Origin of the sequence: Bacillus altaicus (assembly GCF_042136375.2) — a bacterium.
GTDB lineage: Bacteria > Bacillota > Bacilli > Bacillales > Bacillaceae_G > Bacillus_A > Bacillus_A cereus_U.
Genome location: NZ_CM143394.1, coordinates 1759193 through 1776427, shown reverse-complemented (window position 1 = coordinate 1776427; position 17235 = coordinate 1759193). Strand labels below are relative to the sequence as shown.

Genomic DNA, 17235 nt, shown 5'->3' with positions numbered 1-17235 from the left:
CTTACTTGTATACATAATAATTGAATTATATATACAAAGTTTATCTTGCTATTTGCGGGCAGTAACACCCCTTCCTCAAAATTCAGCTACAAAAAAGTATAGAAGTGAAGCGGGAGTCGGGCTAACAATCATTTTGGATGAACAACCCCTACTAATTAAAGTTTCACTTTATTTATCACAGCTTATAGCTCCAAAATAGGACTTCTCCATATGCAAAATAATAAAAAAAGATCTGCTTAGCAGATCTTTTCCATTTAGACAACAAAAAAAAGGAGCATGAAAGCTCCTTTTCTTTTATCGTCTACGACGGTTACGTAAGAATGCTGGAATATCGATGTCATCTGAATCTGTATGACGATCATGCATAACCGGCTCTTCACGTTTCATTTCACGCTTAACTTCACGTTGTTTTGAAGGTTGAGCTACTGGTTGTTGTTGCTGTTGCGTGTGATTCGCAGTCGGACGGATAATTGGTTTTGGTGGTTGCGTCGAAGCACTATCATCAAAACCAGTTGCAATTACAGTGACAACGATATCATCTTTTAATCCTTCATTAATAACAGAACCGAAGATCATATTTACTTCTGGATCCGAAGCTGAAGCTACAATGTCTGCTGCTTCTTGTACTTCATATAAACTTAAGTTTGCGCCGCCCGTAATATTCATAATAACACCTTGAGCTCCATCAATAGATGTTTCTAGTAATGGACTAGAAATCGCTTTTTTCGCAGCTTCAGCAGCACGATTTTCACCATTACCAGAACCGATACCCATTAAAGCAGAACCTCTATTAGACATAATTGTTTTTACGTCTGCAAAGTCTAAGTTGATTAGACCTGGTGTAGCAATTAAATCAGAAATACCTTGAACACCTTGACGTAATACGTTATCTGCTTCACGGAACGCTTCTAACATTGGCGTATTTTTATCAACAATCTCTAATAAGCGATCATTTGGAATTACAATAAGTGTATCTACATTTTCTTTAAATGACGCAATACCAGATGCAGCTTGAGTTGCACGTTTACGTCCTTCAAATGTAAATGGACGTGTTACAACACCAACTGTTAACGCACCTAGTTCTTTTGCAACTTGAGCAACAACTGGAGCTGCACCAGTTCCAGTTCCGCCACCCATACCAGCAGTTACGAAGACCATATCCGCACCACGAAGCGCTTCTTGAATCTGTTCTTTACTTTCTTCTGCAGCTTTTTTCCCTACTTCAGGGTTTGCGCCTGCACCAAGTCCACGCGTTAATTTTCCACCAATTTGCATTTTCGTTTCAGCTTTTGATAGATTTAATGCTTGTGCATCAGTATTCACAGCGATAAAGTCTACACCTTGTACACCGTGTTCAATCATACGGTTTACAGCATTGTTTCCGCCACCGCCGACACCGATAACTTTTATATTTGCTAATTGATCTTGAGTAGTATCAAACTCTAACATGTCGAAATCCCCCTAGAACCTCATTTTTCGTGTCCAATTTTAATCCCATAAATAACGGAATACACGTTTTACTTTTGACATCATGCGGTCATCATTTTGATTAGTATTATTTTGATTACGATTTTTCTGTTTCGCAGGTTGCTGTTGTACCGGCATTGGTGCTGGTACTGGTTCAAAATGTTCTTGCTTTTCCTGCACATTTTTCCCACGTAATTTAGCTTTTTGATAAGAATGTTTAATTAATCCAACTCCACTTGTATATTGGGGCTCACGAACACCAATATAATCAGGAGTTGCTATACGAACATTTTCATGTAAAATATCGTATGCAAGATCAAGAACACCTGGCATAGAAGCTATCCCACCAGTTAGTACATATCCAGAAGCAGCTTGCTTTACTCCTAACTTATGCACTTCATCTTGAACAAACATTAAAATTTCCTCTACACGAGCCTCTATTATATCCGATAATTCCAACTGAGAATATTGTTCTGTTTGATCGCTTCCCATAATAGGAACCGTAAACATCTCTTCTTCAGATGCTGTATCATAAAAAGCATGTCCATATTTCAGCTTAATTTGATCTGCATTTTCTGTTGAAGTTTTCAGCCCAATCGCTATATCCTTCGTTATATGATCTCCACCTAATGGCAATACGCTCGTTGCTTGCAACTCTCCATCTTTAAAAATAGATAAGGTTGTAGATCCTCCACCCATATCAACAAGGGCTACCCCTCTATTTCTTTCATCCGAAGATAACGCAACTGTCGCTGCCGCTAAAGGTTGCAGACAAATATCAACAATTTCAAGACCTGCTTTTTCTACACAACGAAGTAGGTTATGTAGTAAAGTTCTCGAGCCTGTAATAAGTGTCCCTTCCATTTCTAATCTTACACCGATCATCCCGCGTGGATCGTTAATCTCGTCAAGACCGTCTACAATGAACTGTCGAGGTACCACATCAATAAATTCACGTTCAGGAGCAATTGACACAACTTGCGCTGCATCTAGAACGCGTAAGACATCTTCATTCCCGATTTCACGATCTTCATTTGAAACAGCAACTACTCCGTGACACGGGAGCAACTGTACCTGGTTTGCATTGACACCTACTACAACTTGCTCAATGTGGATACCCACCATGCGCTCAGCCTGTTCAATTGCTTTTTTAATTGATCGAACAGTTTCATCTATATCAACTATCGATCCCTTCTTCAAACCATTTGATTTTACGTTTCCAACACCAATAATGTTTAAGCTATCATTAACCATTTCACCAATGATGACTTTAACATTGGATGTACCGATGTCAAGACTAACATATATTTCATTGCTGTTCATTCTTTGGCACCTCCTTCTTTATTTATACCATACAACTCAATATATGGAACAACAATCGCAACTTTACTATTTATAAGAAAAATATTCAACGTCTTTATACGTTTCCCTTTTTTAACCCTATATTTTTCTTATTTTTATTTAACATTCATTTAAGAATATCGCAGTAACCTGTGAATAACTGCTCTATCTTGAAATAATTATATTTCAAGTGTAAAGATTACCGCCAAGTATAAGTCTACACTAAGATGTACTTGTAGAAAAGTGAAACTTGTACCAATCCTAGCATGAATCTAAGAAAATTTACATTTTCTTCATCAAATTAAGCATTCTTGCAAATTAGCATCCATATAAAAGAACATTCGTTTCATTTCATACGTAATAACGCAATAAAAACTATCATTCTATTCTTTCTTTTCTTCAGCACCTAGTTCCTTCGTATATGCACCCACTTCTAAGTCAATTAAAACCTTCTTACCAGGTTCAATTGTTTTTAAAATAAGTGGATAAGCTTCCATTCGCTTTGCGAAATTTTGAATAGTGGTGCTCACTTCATATCCTTCATTCATATATAAAGTAAGATGATCTTCATTTGCGTTCGTTGGTGTATAACGAATTTCAGAAATAGACCTTAAAATAGTTGGCGTTAATTTTTCTAGTTCTGCAATTAATTCCTTCATTTTTTCCTCTTTAAATGGTTCAAAAATTGGTGCCGCAACTGGAAGCTTTCCGTTCGGAAGTACATCGAGTGTTTTCCCATTTTCTAATAACGGTTGTAATTTCCCATCTTTGTTTATATAGCCAATTGTTAAATATTCTTCGATATGAACATCAATTTTGTTTGGGAAACGTTTTTTTACATTTACCGCTTTAATTTCTTTTCGTTTCGTTAAGTTTTCTTCTGCTTTATGTGCTGTTACTCGGAAATAACTCGTATCATATGTCACACCTGATTCCTTCATAACTTGTTCATCTGTCATATAATGATTTCCAAACACACTTATCTTTTTTATATTACTAAGCGGAGACCGAAAATAAATTAAAAAGAGTACTAATAAAAATAAAATCGATATGTATAAAATTAACCGATGATTAACAGGTTTCTTATTTTTTTTCTTTTGATTCTTTAATTTTGGTACACGATCTTGTAGTTTAATCACTTTACTATTTTTCATGTACGATCCCCCTATGTAACATAAAGAACGGCATGTTCCTCATGCCGTTCTTATCTTCTTATTATAACATAAATGATAATGAGCGGAACGAACAACCGTTATCTTCCAATTATTTCTACTTCTGTATGCATATCAACACCAAATTTATCCTTAATTGTACGCTTTATCAATGCGATCAAGTCTAATACATCTTGTGCTGAAGCCACACCAGTATTAACAATAAAATTTCCATGCATTTCAGAAATTTGAGCTCCACCTATTTTATGGCCACGAAGCCCTGCTTTTTCTATTAAATCTCCTGCAAAATATGGGACTGGATTTCGAAATATACTTCCTGCACAAGGGTGATTCCAAGGCTGCGTTTCACGGCGATACTCTTTATTCTTTTGCATGCTTCTTACAATTCCCTCGCGTTCGCCTACCTCCAATTGGAATTCAGCTTCTAAAATAATACCAGGGCGTTTCATTTGCAATACAGATGTGCGATAAGAAAAGCCCATTTCGGTATTCGTCAACCAATTAATTGTTCCATTGTCAAACAAAATACGAGCTCTCGTTAATACACTCGATATGTCGGACTTATGAGCGCCTGCATTCATATACACTGCACCGCCAACACTTCCTGGAATACCACTTGCAAATTCCAAGCCAGCTAATCCCTGTCGACTAAGTAAAGTTGACAATTTAATAAGGGGGTATCCAGCACCAACTCTTACTCTATGTTTTTCGACTTCTAAGTGATCTAATCCTTCTCCTAAACGAATAACCACACCTTCTATACCTTGATCAGATACGAGAAGATTTGAACCACGACCAATTGCAGTCCACCCTGTCTTGTACTTCTTTACTAACTCTAGCGTCTTCTCAATACCAGCAACATGCTTTGGCACAATTAAAATATCAGCTGGTCCGCCTATTTTCATAGTCGTGTAACGCGCTAACGGTTCATTAACTAACACGCGACCAACATTTGCTTCTAAAAGCTCTTTTACTAATTGTTCCATAGACAATCTCCCCCATATTAAGTCTCCTTATTACAGTAATATGCAGGGCGTTCACCTAATGTTATTTTTTAATAAGCTTGTTCATTACTTCATATAGCTTATTTGCTGCATCTGGAATACCAAGTTGCTTAGTAGCCAGTTTCATATTTTGTAATGTTTGTGTATCCAATAAAATCTCATCAATGTCACGAATAAGCGTTTCAGATGTTAAATCTTTTTCAAGTAGCATTTTAGCTGCTCCTTTATCAACAACTGATCGTGCATTTTTTTCTTGATGGTTATTTGTTACGTACGGACTTGGAATTAATACACTTGGCTTTCCTAACGCTGTTAATTCTGCAAGCGTTGTAGCCCCTGCTCTTGAAACAACAAGATCTACACCAGTCAGTACCTCTGGCATATTATGAATAAAAGGTTTAATAATAACATTATTCGGATTCCCTTTTTGTTTCACGGCTTCCATAACTTTATCATAATGTACTTCGCCTGTTACATATAATACTTCGTAACTTTTATTCCCAAATTGTTCAATCGCTTCTACAAAAGCATCGTTAATCGGTCTAGCCCCGCGACTCCCACCAAAAATAAGCACGGATTTTTTAGAAAGGGATAGTCCTACCGACCGTTTTCCTTTCATCCCATTTTGGTCCATTACTTCTGATGCACGTGGGTTACCTGTCATAACTACTTTTGACTGCGGAAAATGTTCTGCAGCTGCTTCAAAGCAAACCGCAACTTTATCGACATAACGACTTAAAAATTTATTCGTTACACCAGGTACACTATTTTGTTCATGTACAATAGTCGGAATACCTAATTTAGCCGCAGCATATACAACTGGCCCACATACGTATCCACCCGTACCAATCACAATATCAGGGTTAAAACGACGAATATATCGTTTACTATCTTGAACACCTTTTAGGAAACGCATCACTGTTTTCACATTATCAAGAGATATTTTTCGTTTAAATCCACTTATGACAATAGATTGGAACGGAATACCCGCTTTCGGTACGATGGTACTCTCTAATCCATTCTCTGTACCAATGTATAAAAACCTTGCTTCTGGATTTAGTTTTTTTATTTCTCTAATTAAAGCAAGAGCTGGATAAATATGTCCTCCAGTACCCCCACCACTTACTAATACTCGCACTACTGATTCCTCCACTTCCCTGTTCTTATTCAATCGTATTTTTTCTATATACATATTGTATTTTCACACACACACGAAAAACCCTGTCTTTTAAACAGGGTTTAATAGCGAGAATGGCGACTTATATTCAATAATACACCTACTGCCATTAACATTAAGGTCAAACTTGATCCACCATAACTAAAAAACGGCAAAGTAATACCCGTAACAGGCATCAGTCCTGTTACAACACCAACATTAATCATTACTTGAATCGCAATCATCGCCACAATACCTACTGCTAAAAACGTACCATATAAATCTGGCGCTCCTAATGCTATACGAATCCCACGCCATAATAATAGACTAAATAATAATAACACAAATGAACCACCAATAAAACCTAATTCCTCGGATAAGATTGCAAATATAAAGTCTGTTTGTGGTTCAGGTAAATAAAGAAATTTTTGTCTACTTTGTCCAAGTCCAAGCCCAAATAAACCACCAGGTCCAATTGCGAGTAACGATTGGATAATTTGAAATCCACTTCCGAGCGGATCCGACCACGGATCTAAATATGATGTAATGCGTTTCATTCGATATGGCGCTGATGCAATTAACCCTACAAATCCCGCTGCACCAAGCAAACCAAACATTGCAAAGTGAAAGACCCTTGCTCCCGAAATAAATATCATAATAATACATGTCCCAACCATTACCGTTCCCGTACCAAGATCTGGCTGTAACATAATTATCCCAAAAGCAAGAAATACAAAACTAAGAGCCGGTAGTAAACCTCGTTTAAAAGATGTAATTAATTTTTGTCGTTCCGCTAAAAATTTTGCTAAGAAAATAATCATCGCGAATTTCATAAACTCTGACGGTTGGATAGAAAATGCCCCGATTCCAATCCAACTTCGCGCCCCCCCACGAACGAGACCTACTCCAGGAATAAGAACGAGAATAAGAAGAACGAAACAAACTAGTAAAATTACTTTTGAATACGTACGCCACACCCAATAATCAATTTTCATTAGAAAAAACATAGCTACTACCCCAAGACTTGCAAACAACAATTGTCTTTTTGCAAAAAAGAATGAATCCCCCATTTTATAAGAGGCCCAAACCGCACTCGCACTATAAACCATAATCATTCCGATTGTTAACAGCGCAAGTGTAACGATGATGAGAATAAAATCAGGCGTTTTCTTCATTACCCATGAACACCACCTCTTTGGGCAGAACCTTTTGCCCTATGTAACAAAACATCAGTAGGTGTTAGCCTACTGATGTTTTGATTTACTTTATATAAGTTTATGCACAGCTTGTATAAAAATGTCTCCTCTTTCTTCAAATGTTTTAAATTGATCCCAGCTTGCACATGCTGGTGAAAGAAGAATAACATCACCATCGGTAGAATGCGCATAAGCTTTCACTACTGCATCATCTAAAGTATCGACACTTTCAATTACATCTAATCCTGCTTTTTCTGCCGCTCTTACTAATTTTGGTGCAGTTTGTCCAAATGTTACAATCGCTTTGACATGTTTAAAGTATGGAATTAAATCATCAAATTCATTACCACGATCAAGTCCACCAGCCAATAATACAATCGGTTGTGTAAATGCAGATAATGCTTTTTCTGTCGCTAGCATATTCGTCGCTTTTGAATCATTATAAAATTTACGATTATTAATCGTTGTTACATATTCTAAGCGATGTTTTACACCTGTAAAACTTTTTAACACAGCAGTAATTGCTTCATTAGAAACACCTAGTAATTTAGCAATACTCATTGCTGCTAAAATATTTTCTAAATTGTGCTTACCAGGTAAAACAATATCACTTACTTTAACTACTTTTTCGCCTTTAAAATAAAGAGCATTATCTTTTATATACGCACCATCTTCAATTTCTTTCGTCGTCGAAAATAATACTTTCTGTCCTTTACTATATGCCGATAACGCCATGACATCTGCATCATCTGCGTTAATTACACTATAATCTGTTTCAGTTTGGTTTTTGAAAATATTCGCTTTCGCCAAACCATACTCTTTCTTCGTTCCGTGATAATCTAAATGCGCTTCAAATAAATTTAAAAAGGCTGCAATTTTTGGTTGGAACGATTCCACTCCCATCAATTGAAACGATGAAAGTTCCGTAACGACAACTTCATTTTCTTTCGCCAATTGTGCAACTTCACAAGCTACAGTACCTATATTCCCCGCAATAACTGGGTACTTTTGTCCTTCTTTTAACATTTCAAACGTTAACATTGTCGTTGTTGTTTTGCCGTTAGATCCCGTAATCCCCACAAACGGTGCTGCTGAAATGCGATATGCTAATTCAACCTCAGTTACAATTGGAATTTGCTTTTCCTTCGCCGCCACTAAGAGTAGATTAGAATATGGAATTCCTGGGTTTTTTACGACAAGTGAAATGTTTCTCTCCAGCAATTCTAACGGATGCCCACCACATACAACATCCATTCCTTCCGCTTGTAACTCAGCAGCAAGCACATTACCCACTAATGGTTTCCCATCATTTACAATGACGTTTGCCCCTAATTTTTTTAATAAAGTAGCTGCTGCATAACCACTTTTAGCAATACCTAATACAAGAACATTTTTATTTTGATATTCAGTTACAGTTTTCAATTACATCCACACCCCGATATAAATTCCTAGCACAGCTAATAAAAATCCTACAGACCAAAACGTTACAACAACGCGCCACTCTGACCAACCACATAATTCATAATGATGATGTAATGGACTCATTTTAAAGACACGCTTTCCTGTTGTTTTGAACGAAATAACTTGGATAATAACAGATAAAGTTTCCGCTACGAATACACCGCCAATAATAACGAGTAACAATTCTTGTTTTAACAAAATCGCTACAGCTGCGATAGCACCACCTAAAGCTAGAGAACCTGTATCCCCCATAAATACTTTCGCTGGATTCGCATTGAATACTAAAAAGCCAAGTACGGCTCCTACAACTGCCATACAGAAAATCGCTACCCCAAATTGTTCTTGAGCTACAGCAATAATACTAAATGCTCCGAATGCAATAGCAGCTGTTCCTGATAATAAACCATCTAAACCATCTGTTAAATTAACCGCATTTGATCCACCAATAAGCATAAATAATACAAGAACAAAATATGCCCAGCCTAATTCAAATTTAACATCAGTTCCCGGAATCATGATATAAGTGTGAAATGCTTGCCCTTTTCCAATTAAAAAGAACGCAATAGCAATTACAAGCTGACCAATCAATTTTTGTTTTGATGTTAAACCAAGATTTCTTTTCTTTACTACTTTTATGTAGTCATCTAAAAATCCGATTAATCCGTACCCAAATGTAACTAATAATAGCAATGATACTTCTGCACCTAAATTGTTAAATTTAATCGCCATAATAAGCGTAGTCACCATCATAGATACATATATGACAATACCACCCATCGTTGGTGTCCCTGATTTCTTTTGGTGTGACTTCGGTCCTTCGTCACGAATACTCTGTCCGAACTTTAACTTTCTTAAAAATGGAATAAATAATGGCGAAAGGGCAACAGAAATTAAGAATGCTACCCCAGCCGTTACTAATAAGCCTTGTTCAAGCACATGTAGTCCTCCTCTCATGCTGTTACACTTCGTTGTTTAAACGCTCCGTGATTGCTTCTTTAGCAACTTCACGATCGTCAAAATGATGAACTTCTTTACCAATAATTTGATACGTTTCATGCCCTTTACCAGCAATAATAATAATATCTTCTGCTTTCACTTTCGAGATAGCGGAACGTATCGCTTCTTTTCGATCGACAATTACTTCATAATTATCCCTATTCACATCATTTACCATATCATCTAAAATAGCCTTCGGATCTTCACTTCTTGGATTATCTGATGTATAAATTGCATGAGTTGCATATTTAGTTGCAACACTTGCCATTATTGGTCTTTTCGTTCTATCTCTATCACCACCGCAACCAACGATACAATATACATCACCTTTTGCAAACTGTTTTGCTGTTTTTAATACGTTCTCTAAGCTATCAGGTGTATGTGCATAGTCAACAATAACTGTGTAATTTTGTCCTCCATCAACAACTTCAAAACGTCCAGGGACGCCAGCAAGCTCTTTAATTACATCAATAATTGTTTGTAAGCTCACTCCTGAAACAAGACCTGCTGCCGTAGCAGCTAACACGTTGTATACATTAAACTTACCAATTAATTTCATCGTAACATTTACAGTTTCATACGGTGTTACAAGTGTAAATGTTGTACCGCCACTCGTCATTACGATATCTCGTGCCATAATGTCGCTTGCAACATCTATACCGTATGTTACAACAGTAGCTGCTGTACTTCTCATATACTCTTCTGCTACTGGGTCATCACTGTTTAATATAGCGTATTTTTCACGATTATGATGATAACTATTGCCAAGCTGTGCAAAAAGCAACCCTTTCGCATGTTTATATTCTTCCATCGTTTTATGATAGTCTAAATGATCTTGTGTTAAATTCGTAAATACTGCAACATCATAATCGCACCCGTGTACACGGCCAAGATCTAAAGCATGAGACGAAACTTCCATTACTGTGCTATCCACACCTTGTTCAACCATTTTTGAAAATGTCTGTTGAAGTGTTAGTGCATCTGGTGTTGTATTTTTCACCTCAAATGTTTCATCACCGATTTTCATATTAATCGTTCCAATTAGCCCCGTTTTATGACCATGTGCGCGCATAATTTCATCCATAATATGCGATGTTGTTGTCTTTCCATTTGTACCTGTAATACCGATTAAATGTAACTTGTGTGTTGGTTGGCCATAAAAATAATCAGCTAAAACCGCTAGCGAACGAAAAGTATTTTTCACAAGTACAACTGGAACGTCAACATCAACTGGTCTTTCCGCAACAATAGCAGCCGCTCCTTGTGCGGCTGCTTGCTTAGCAAAGTCATGGCTATCAACCGTATATCCTTTCATACATATAAATAAGCTTCCCTCTTTCACTTTACGTGAATCCGCTTCAATAGATGTTATTTCTGGATTTTCTGTTGGAACAACTGGAAAATCATGCAAACATGATACAAGTGTATGCAACTTCATTTCACTAAACCCTCTCTACATTGTTTATTTATCTCTTATTTTAGCAAGTAACACGTTACCTCCTAATTATATAAAAATAGGAGGTAAGTGCTACTATAGTCTAATCAATAGATTTATTTATTAATGAGACACTTATCGTCTCAAATAAAGCAATTTTTCTATAAAGAACTCACTTCCACCAATTGTACCATAAAACACAATCAGTTACCTTTAATTCCCGAAGTAAATTCTAACTTTTGAACCCTCTTTTACTTTAGCTCCTGCTTCTGGTGATTGTTTAATTACTTTCCCACCATCACCACTTATATCAAGCTTCAAGTCTACAAGTTGCGTTTGTAAATCTTTCTTTTTCATACCGATTAAATTTGGAACTTCCACAGTTGGTGTATCGCCCCATTTATATTCTTTCTCAACTTGCTCTTTTCTCGGTTCCACTCCCATTACAGGAAGTGCGTCACGAAGAATATTCCCAACAATAGGTGCTGCTACAACTCCACCAAATTGAGTGACTCCTTTTGGGTTATCCACTGCTACATAAACAACAATTTGCGGATCGTCGGCTGGAGCAAAACCGATAAATGATACAATATAGTTATTATCTAAATATTTCCCATCTTTCACCTTTTGAGCAGTTCCAGTTTTTCCACCTACACGATATCCATCAATATAAGCCCCTTTACCAGAACCTTTCGCTACAACATTCTCTAATGCGTAACGAACTTTCTCTGAAGTTTCCTTGGAAATAACTTCCCTTTTCGCAACAGGTGTCTTTTTGCTGACAATTTGATTATTCTTTGGATCAATAAATTCCTTCGCTATATATGGCTGATACAAAGTTCCACCATTTACAGCGGCCGCTACAGCTGCTACTTGTTGAATCGGTGTAACAGAAACACCTTGCCCAAATGAAGTCGTCGCTTGCTCGACTGGACCAACTTTATCTAAATTAAATAAAATCCCGCTACCTTCACCTTGTAAGTCAATTCCGGTCTTCTGTCCAAACCCGAAATTACGAATGTATTTAAACAATCGATCTTTACCAAGACGATCACCGAGTTCAATAAATCCTGGGTTACAAGAGTTTTGAACTACCTCTAAAAACGTTTGGCTACCATGGCCTCCAGCTTTCCAACACCGCAATCTAGCTCCACCAACTTCAGCTGCCCCATCATCATAAAATGTATCTTTCTCTAAGTCTACCAAATTTTCATTCAAGGCTGCAGCTAATGTAATAATCTTAAATGTTGACCCCGGCTCATACGTACTCCATACAGGTAAGTTTCTGTTATATACTTCCGGAGAAACACTTTGAAAATCTGCTGGATCAAAACTTGGTCGACTTGACATACCTAAAATTTCACCATTTTTCGGATTCATTGCAATTGCTATCATACCGTCAGGATTATACGTTGATTCCGCAATATTCATTTCTCTTTCCATAATCCTCGTAATGCGTGAATCAATTGTTAATCCTAAATTCAAGCCGGCTTCTGGTTTTTTGAAATCATCTCCAACGTTAGGCATTCTCTGTCCCTTCGCGTCTGCAAAAAATCGCACATGACCTTTATCACCATTTAGCTCTTTATCATAATATTTCTCTAGTCCCATAAGCCCTTGATTATCACTACCCGCAAATCCTAATACGTGTGATAAAAAATTACCGAATGGATAGTACCGGATAGAATCCTCTGCGATGTACACACCCTTTAAACTTAATCCGCGTACTTCTTTCGCTTTGTCATGCGATATTTTCCTTCCGCCTTTATCAAGCCTTACAATCGATTCTTTTTTTGTAATCCGCTTATAAACATCATCTTTTTCCACACCTAATACTGCAGCTAACTTCTCTGCAGTCTCTGCTGGTTTTTCAATTTGCCTCGGCACAACAAAGACGGTCGGTGCACTTTTATTCGTAGCAAGCTCCACACCATTTCGATCTAAAATTTTCCCTCGCTCTGGTTCAAAAGTAATATTACGACTCCATGAATCCTTCGCACGATCCGTTAACATATTTCCAAGAAAAAATTGCACATATCCAAGACGAATATCGATAATGGTGAAAATGAGTATACCCGATATAAGTATAAAAATAAGTCGTTTTCTAACCGTTACATTTGATACACGCATATTGGAACAAGCCTCCCTTACGCCTAGCTTGTTCCAATATATGCTTGTACTTATTTAATTAGAACTTCTTCCCTATTACCATTATGGCTTTTCTGCTTCTTGCTGCGGCTCAAGTGGTGGTACGAGTGTTACACCTAATTCTGTACCAGGTTGCAACACTGTTCCTTCTGCCACACTTTGTTCCGTTACATACCCTGTACCAGAAGGTTTTAAGTTAAGCTTTAATGTTTTTGCTAAATTCATAACATCACGCAGTGCCCACCCCTGTATATTTGGCATTGTAGGTTTATCTCCTACTAAGAAGACTCGATCACCCTTTAATGTTTGTTCAGTTGCTTTTGGCACTTGCTGCTGCACTTTACCTTCACCTAATACGATTGGACGAAGTTTTGCTTTATCAATTGTTTTTTTCGCTTCTTCCATCGTTTTTCCGGTTACATCTGGAACGACAGTTTGTTGTTCTTTCACATATTTTTTCGGGTCTTTTACTTCATTTGGCTTAATCTTTAAGTACTCTAAGCTATTTTTCGTTACATATTTAAAGATATCCGCTAAAGGTTTAGCCCCGTTTTCATCATCTTTTAATTTTGGTTGTTTAACGGCCACATACACAACAAGTTGCGGATCGTCCATCGGTGCCATACCTAAGAATGAGAATATATAATTCTCTCTTCCCGTCATATAGCCACCTTTCCCGTCAGGAATTTGTGCTGTACCTGTTTTACCCCCGACTGAGTATCCATCAATTTTATATGCAGTCCCTGTTCCTTTCGGTGATGTAACAACACGTTCTAGTAATTGCCTTACTTGCGCTGCTGTCTCTTTGGAAACAGGTTTCCCTACTTCTTCTGGTTTATGCTCTAGCTGTACTTTACCTGTTATTGGATCCACAATTTTATCAATTGTATAAGGTTTCATCATTTTCCCATCATTTGCAATCGCTGTTGCAGCTTGTACAAGTTGAATCGGTGTAACTGTAGAACCTTGTCCAAATGCTGTTGTTACTTGTTGTATTTGTTGATCAAATAAAATTGTATTTGACCCTTCACCAGGTAAATCAATGTTTGTTTTTTCATCTAATCCAAAATTATGAATATATTTTCGGAAACGATCTGGACCAAGTTTTTGATCACCTAAAATTGCAAACGCTACGTTTGAAGAGCGCTCTACCCCTTCATCAAAAGTAATAGAACCCCATCCAGCGCCGCCGTTATGATCTTTTATTTTGCGATTACCAACTTGATATGTACCAGACTGATAAAAGTCTTGTCCATTGTATACACCTTCGTTAATCGCCGCTGCTAATGTGAAAATCTTCATTGTTGATCCCGGTTCAAATGCATTTGCAATTGCGTCGTTAAAGAAATATTTAATTTGACGATCATTAGGGTCATAACTAGGTTTACTAGACATCGCTAATATTTTTCCCGTCTTTGGATCCGCTACAATTCCAATTAAATTTTCTGGCTCATAATGTTTACTCGCTTCTTTCATTGCGTCTTCTAAATAACTTTGAATACGTTGGTCAAGCGTTAAATACACGTTATCTCCATTTTTAGGTGCCTTTACATTCACTTTCCCGCCGTCAAGAGATACTCCTTTACGGTCCCCTGTATAAGCTACCTCACCATTAGAAGCACCTAAATACTTATCTAAACTCTTTTCTAAGCCAAATTGACCTACTGCGATTCCGTTTTCATCAGGGCTGGCATGACCTATGACGTAAGATGCGAAATCACCGTTTGGATACACTCTCGCATTTTCGATGATAAAAGAGATTCCCGGCAATTTCAATGCTTCTATTTGTTCTTTCTTTTCTTTCGTCAAGTCCTTACCTAATGTTCCAAATTCCACTTGACTTCTGTCTTCTTTATTTAAAGTAGCTAAAATTTTATCTTCATCTTTTCCGAGTACTCCTGCAATTTTCTTTGCAGTATCCTCTTTATCCTTAACGGCGTTAGCTCCTTTTAACTCGGCTACAAGTTTATAAGAATTTGCATCTTGCGCTAGGACATGACCATTTTGGTCATAAATTGTTCCTCGATTCGCTTCGAGAACTCCCTTTTTACTATGTTTCTGCTCAGCAAGTTTCTTTAAATCATGATTGTCCACTGTTCCTGTTACTTGTATGTAAAAAAATCGGGCTAATAACAGCAAAAAGAGCAGGAGGAAAAATATCATAAAATAACCTGCTCCCTTATTGGTATGAAATTTGGTCATATTTCTCTTCATCTTTTCTTCACACCTATTTGCCTTACTTTAGGCCTTTCACATTATTCGCATTAATTTCTAGCCCGTGTTTTTTTGCAACTTCAGCGATACGTTCATAACGACTTAACTTCTCTACTTCAGCCTGCAATTCTTGATTTTCCTTTTGTTTTTTCACAATTTCTTCTTCTATCGTCGCTGCTTCTACATTAACTTGATATAGACCCGCTTTATTCCCAATAAAAGCTACACAAGCATATAATAAAAATCCAATAAACGTTACGTACAACAGTTTTTCAATTCTTGTAATTTTCGTTTTTACTTTTGGCTTAACCATCTGCTGTGGCGGCGCTTGAATTTGTACCTCTTCTTGCGCCTGTTGTTTATACTTTACAGCTAAATTAGTCATACCTCTCTCTCCTTTTTATCGTTTTTCAGCGATTCTCAACTTCGCAGAACGCGCTCGATTATTTTCTTCTAATTCAATGTCAGAAGGTGAAATCGGTTTCCTTGTAATAAGCTTTAATTTCGGCTTAAATTCATCCGGAATAATCGGTAGTCCTTTTGGTAATTGCGGCGTTGTGCTATTTCGCTTAAACGTCGTTTTACAAATACGATCTTCTAAAGAATGGAATGTTATCACACTAACTCTTCCACCAGGCTTGACCATACCAATTGCAGATTCCAACGCTTCTTCAAATACTTTTAATTCATCATTTACAGCAATACGAATCGCTTGGAATACTCGCTTCGCAGGATGTCCACCTGTTCTACGTGCCGGAGCTGGAATACCTTCTTTAATTAATTCCACTAATTCTCCTGTCGTTTCAATAGCCTTATTCTCGCGATACGCTTCAATTTTCCTTGTTATTTGCTTTGAAAATTTTTCTTCTCCGTATTGGAAGAAAATTCTTACGAGTTGTTCATATGACCAGCTGTTCACAACATCATATGCTGTTAATGGGGCATCTTGATCCATCCGCATATCTAACGGTGCATCATGATGATAACTAAAGCCACGCTCTGGTGTATCTAATTGTGGGGATGAAACACCTAAATCGAATAAAATCCCGTCTACTTCTGTGATACCTAATTCATGTAGTTTTTCAGATAAATAACGGAAGTTGCTCTTCACTGTTACAAATTGTTCACCATACGAAGAAAATTTTTCCTTCGCATTTTGAATCGCTATTTCATCTTGATCAAATGCTATTAATTTTCCACCATCTGTTAGCTGCGATAATAAATAAGAACTATGTCCTCCTCCACCCAGTGTACAATCTACATATGTACCACTCGGCTTTATATCTAAGCCATCTACTGTTTCTTTCAAAAGTACTGTTACGTGTTTGAACATTGCTGCACCTACTCTTTTTCCAATTAATTATGTTAAATACATTTCTCACTCTACAAACATAATTTACTACTAGAGGATGAAATGCTACTAAAGAACGACTCATTTAACTTCCAACAAGGTAGTACGCTATACAAATCGCTATTTTATTTTATTATATACTAAATTTAATCATTTTTTGCGGGAATTTAAACAAAAACCTGTCGAAAAAGATAATAATCCGTTTACATTTTGTGCTATTTTGTCATATATATATACCTGATACATAGCGATTCATTACAATAACATAAGATGGATAATTCAGAAATATTTCAC

The 17235-nt window shown here is 37.0% G+C and carries 13 protein-coding genes; all 13 read right to left on the bottom strand.

What is annotated here, in order from left to right; translation table 11 throughout:
• Positions 1-294: 294 nt before the first annotated feature.
• Positions 295-1449 (bottom strand): cell division protein FtsZ, encoded by a 1155-nt coding sequence (gene ftsZ / locus ACE38F_RS09445; RefSeq protein ID WP_002066873.1) that lies wholly within the window; start codon positions 1447-1449, stop codon positions 295-297.
• 39 nt (positions 1450-1488) lie between these two features.
• On the bottom strand, positions 1489-2790 hold the full coding sequence (gene ftsA / locus ACE38F_RS09440) for a cell division protein FtsA (protein ID WP_002160703.1): 1302 nt from the start codon (positions 2788-2790) through the stop codon (positions 1489-1491).
• A gap of 401 nt (positions 2791-3191) precedes the next feature.
• Positions 3192-3962, bottom strand: coding sequence for a cell division protein DivIB (divIB, locus tag ACE38F_RS09435; RefSeq protein ID WP_002111435.1), 771 nt, complete (start codon positions 3960-3962; stop codon positions 3192-3194).
• Positions 3963-4060: 98 nt separating this feature from the next.
• Complete coding sequence (gene murB / locus ACE38F_RS09430; protein WP_375369442.1) at positions 4061-4966, bottom strand: UDP-N-acetylmuramate dehydrogenase; 906 nt, start codon at positions 4964-4966, stop codon at positions 4061-4063.
• A 61-nt stretch (positions 4967-5027) separates the two neighbouring features.
• On the bottom strand, positions 5028-6122 hold the full coding sequence (gene murG, locus ACE38F_RS09425; RefSeq protein WP_002088269.1) for an undecaprenyldiphospho-muramoylpentapeptide beta-N-acetylglucosaminyltransferase: 1095 nt from the start codon (positions 6120-6122) through the stop codon (positions 5028-5030).
• Between the two features lie 101 nt (positions 6123-6223).
• Positions 6224-7315: a stage V sporulation protein E gene (spoVE, locus tag ACE38F_RS09420; RefSeq protein ID WP_215553996.1), complete on the bottom strand. Its 1092-nt coding sequence runs from the start codon at positions 7313-7315 to the stop codon at positions 6224-6226.
• Positions 7316-7405: 90 nt separating this feature from the next.
• Complete coding sequence (gene murD, locus ACE38F_RS09415; RefSeq protein WP_375369443.1) at positions 7406-8758, bottom strand: UDP-N-acetylmuramoyl-L-alanine--D-glutamate ligase; 1353 nt, start codon at positions 8756-8758, stop codon at positions 7406-7408.
• On the bottom strand, positions 8759-9733 hold the full coding sequence (gene mraY, locus ACE38F_RS09410) for a phospho-N-acetylmuramoyl-pentapeptide-transferase (protein WP_002014738.1): 975 nt from the start codon (positions 9731-9733) through the stop codon (positions 8759-8761).
• Positions 9734-9755: 22 nt separating this feature from the next.
• Positions 9756-11231 carry a UDP-N-acetylmuramoyl-L-alanyl-D-glutamate--2,6-diaminopimelate ligase gene (locus ACE38F_RS09405; RefSeq protein ID WP_215553998.1) on the bottom strand — a complete coding sequence of 492 codons (1476 nt, stop codon included), beginning with the start codon at positions 11229-11231 and terminating at the stop codon, positions 9756-9758.
• Positions 11232-11441: 210 nt separating this feature from the next.
• The gene (locus ACE38F_RS09400) at positions 11442-13358 is read right to left on the bottom strand and encodes a stage V sporulation protein D (RefSeq protein WP_215553999.1); all 1917 of its coding nucleotides are present in this window, start codon (positions 13356-13358) and stop codon (positions 11442-11444) included.
• Positions 13359-13439: 81 nt separating this feature from the next.
• The gene (locus ACE38F_RS09395) at positions 13440-15590 is read right to left on the bottom strand and encodes a penicillin-binding protein (RefSeq protein ID WP_445979248.1); all 2151 of its coding nucleotides are present in this window, start codon (positions 15588-15590) and stop codon (positions 13440-13442) included.
• Between the two features lie 22 nt (positions 15591-15612).
• Positions 15613-15975, bottom strand: coding sequence for a cell division protein FtsL (ftsL, locus tag ACE38F_RS09390; protein ID WP_002111445.1), 363 nt, complete (start codon positions 15973-15975; stop codon positions 15613-15615).
• A gap of 15 nt (positions 15976-15990) precedes the next feature.
• Positions 15991-16923: a 16S rRNA (cytosine(1402)-N(4))-methyltransferase RsmH gene (gene rsmH, locus ACE38F_RS09385; protein ID WP_215554001.1), complete on the bottom strand. Its 933-nt coding sequence runs from the start codon at positions 16921-16923 to the stop codon at positions 15991-15993.
• Between the last annotated feature and the right edge of the window lie 312 nt (positions 16924-17235).

Coding starts and splice junctions, on each gene's coding strand:
- ftsZ (WP_002066873.1), bottom strand. CDS start 1,449: ATGTTAGAGTTTGATACTACTCAAGATCAATTAGCAAATATAAAAGTT.
- ftsA (WP_002160703.1), bottom strand. CDS start 2,790: ATGAACAGCAATGAAATATATGTTAGTCTTGACATCGGTACATCCAAT.
- divIB (WP_002111435.1), bottom strand. CDS start 3,962: ATGAAAAATAGTAAAGTGATTAAACTACAAGATCGTGTACCAAAATTA.
- murB (WP_375369442.1), bottom strand. CDS start 4,966: ATGGAACAATTAGTAAAAGAGCTTTTAGAAGCAAATGTTGGTCGCGTG.
- spoVE (WP_215553996.1), bottom strand. CDS start 7,315: ATGAAGAAAACGCCTGATTTTATTCTCATCATCGTTACACTTGCGCTG.
- ACE38F_RS09405 (WP_215553998.1), bottom strand. CDS start 11,231: ATGAAGTTGCATACACTTGTATCATGTTTGCATGATTTTCCAGTTGTT.
- ACE38F_RS09400 (WP_215553999.1), bottom strand. CDS start 13,358: ATGCGTGTATCAAATGTAACGGTTAGAAAACGACTTATTTTTATACTT.
- ACE38F_RS09395 (WP_445979248.1), bottom strand. CDS start 15,590: ATGAAGAGAAATATGACCAAATTTCATACCAATAAGGGAGCAGGTTAT.
- ftsL (WP_002111445.1), bottom strand. CDS start 15,975: ATGACTAATTTAGCTGTAAAGTATAAACAACAGGCGCAAGAAGAGGTA.
- rsmH (WP_215554001.1), bottom strand. CDS start 16,923: ATGTTCAAACACGTAACAGTACTTTTGAAAGAAACAGTAGATGGCTTA.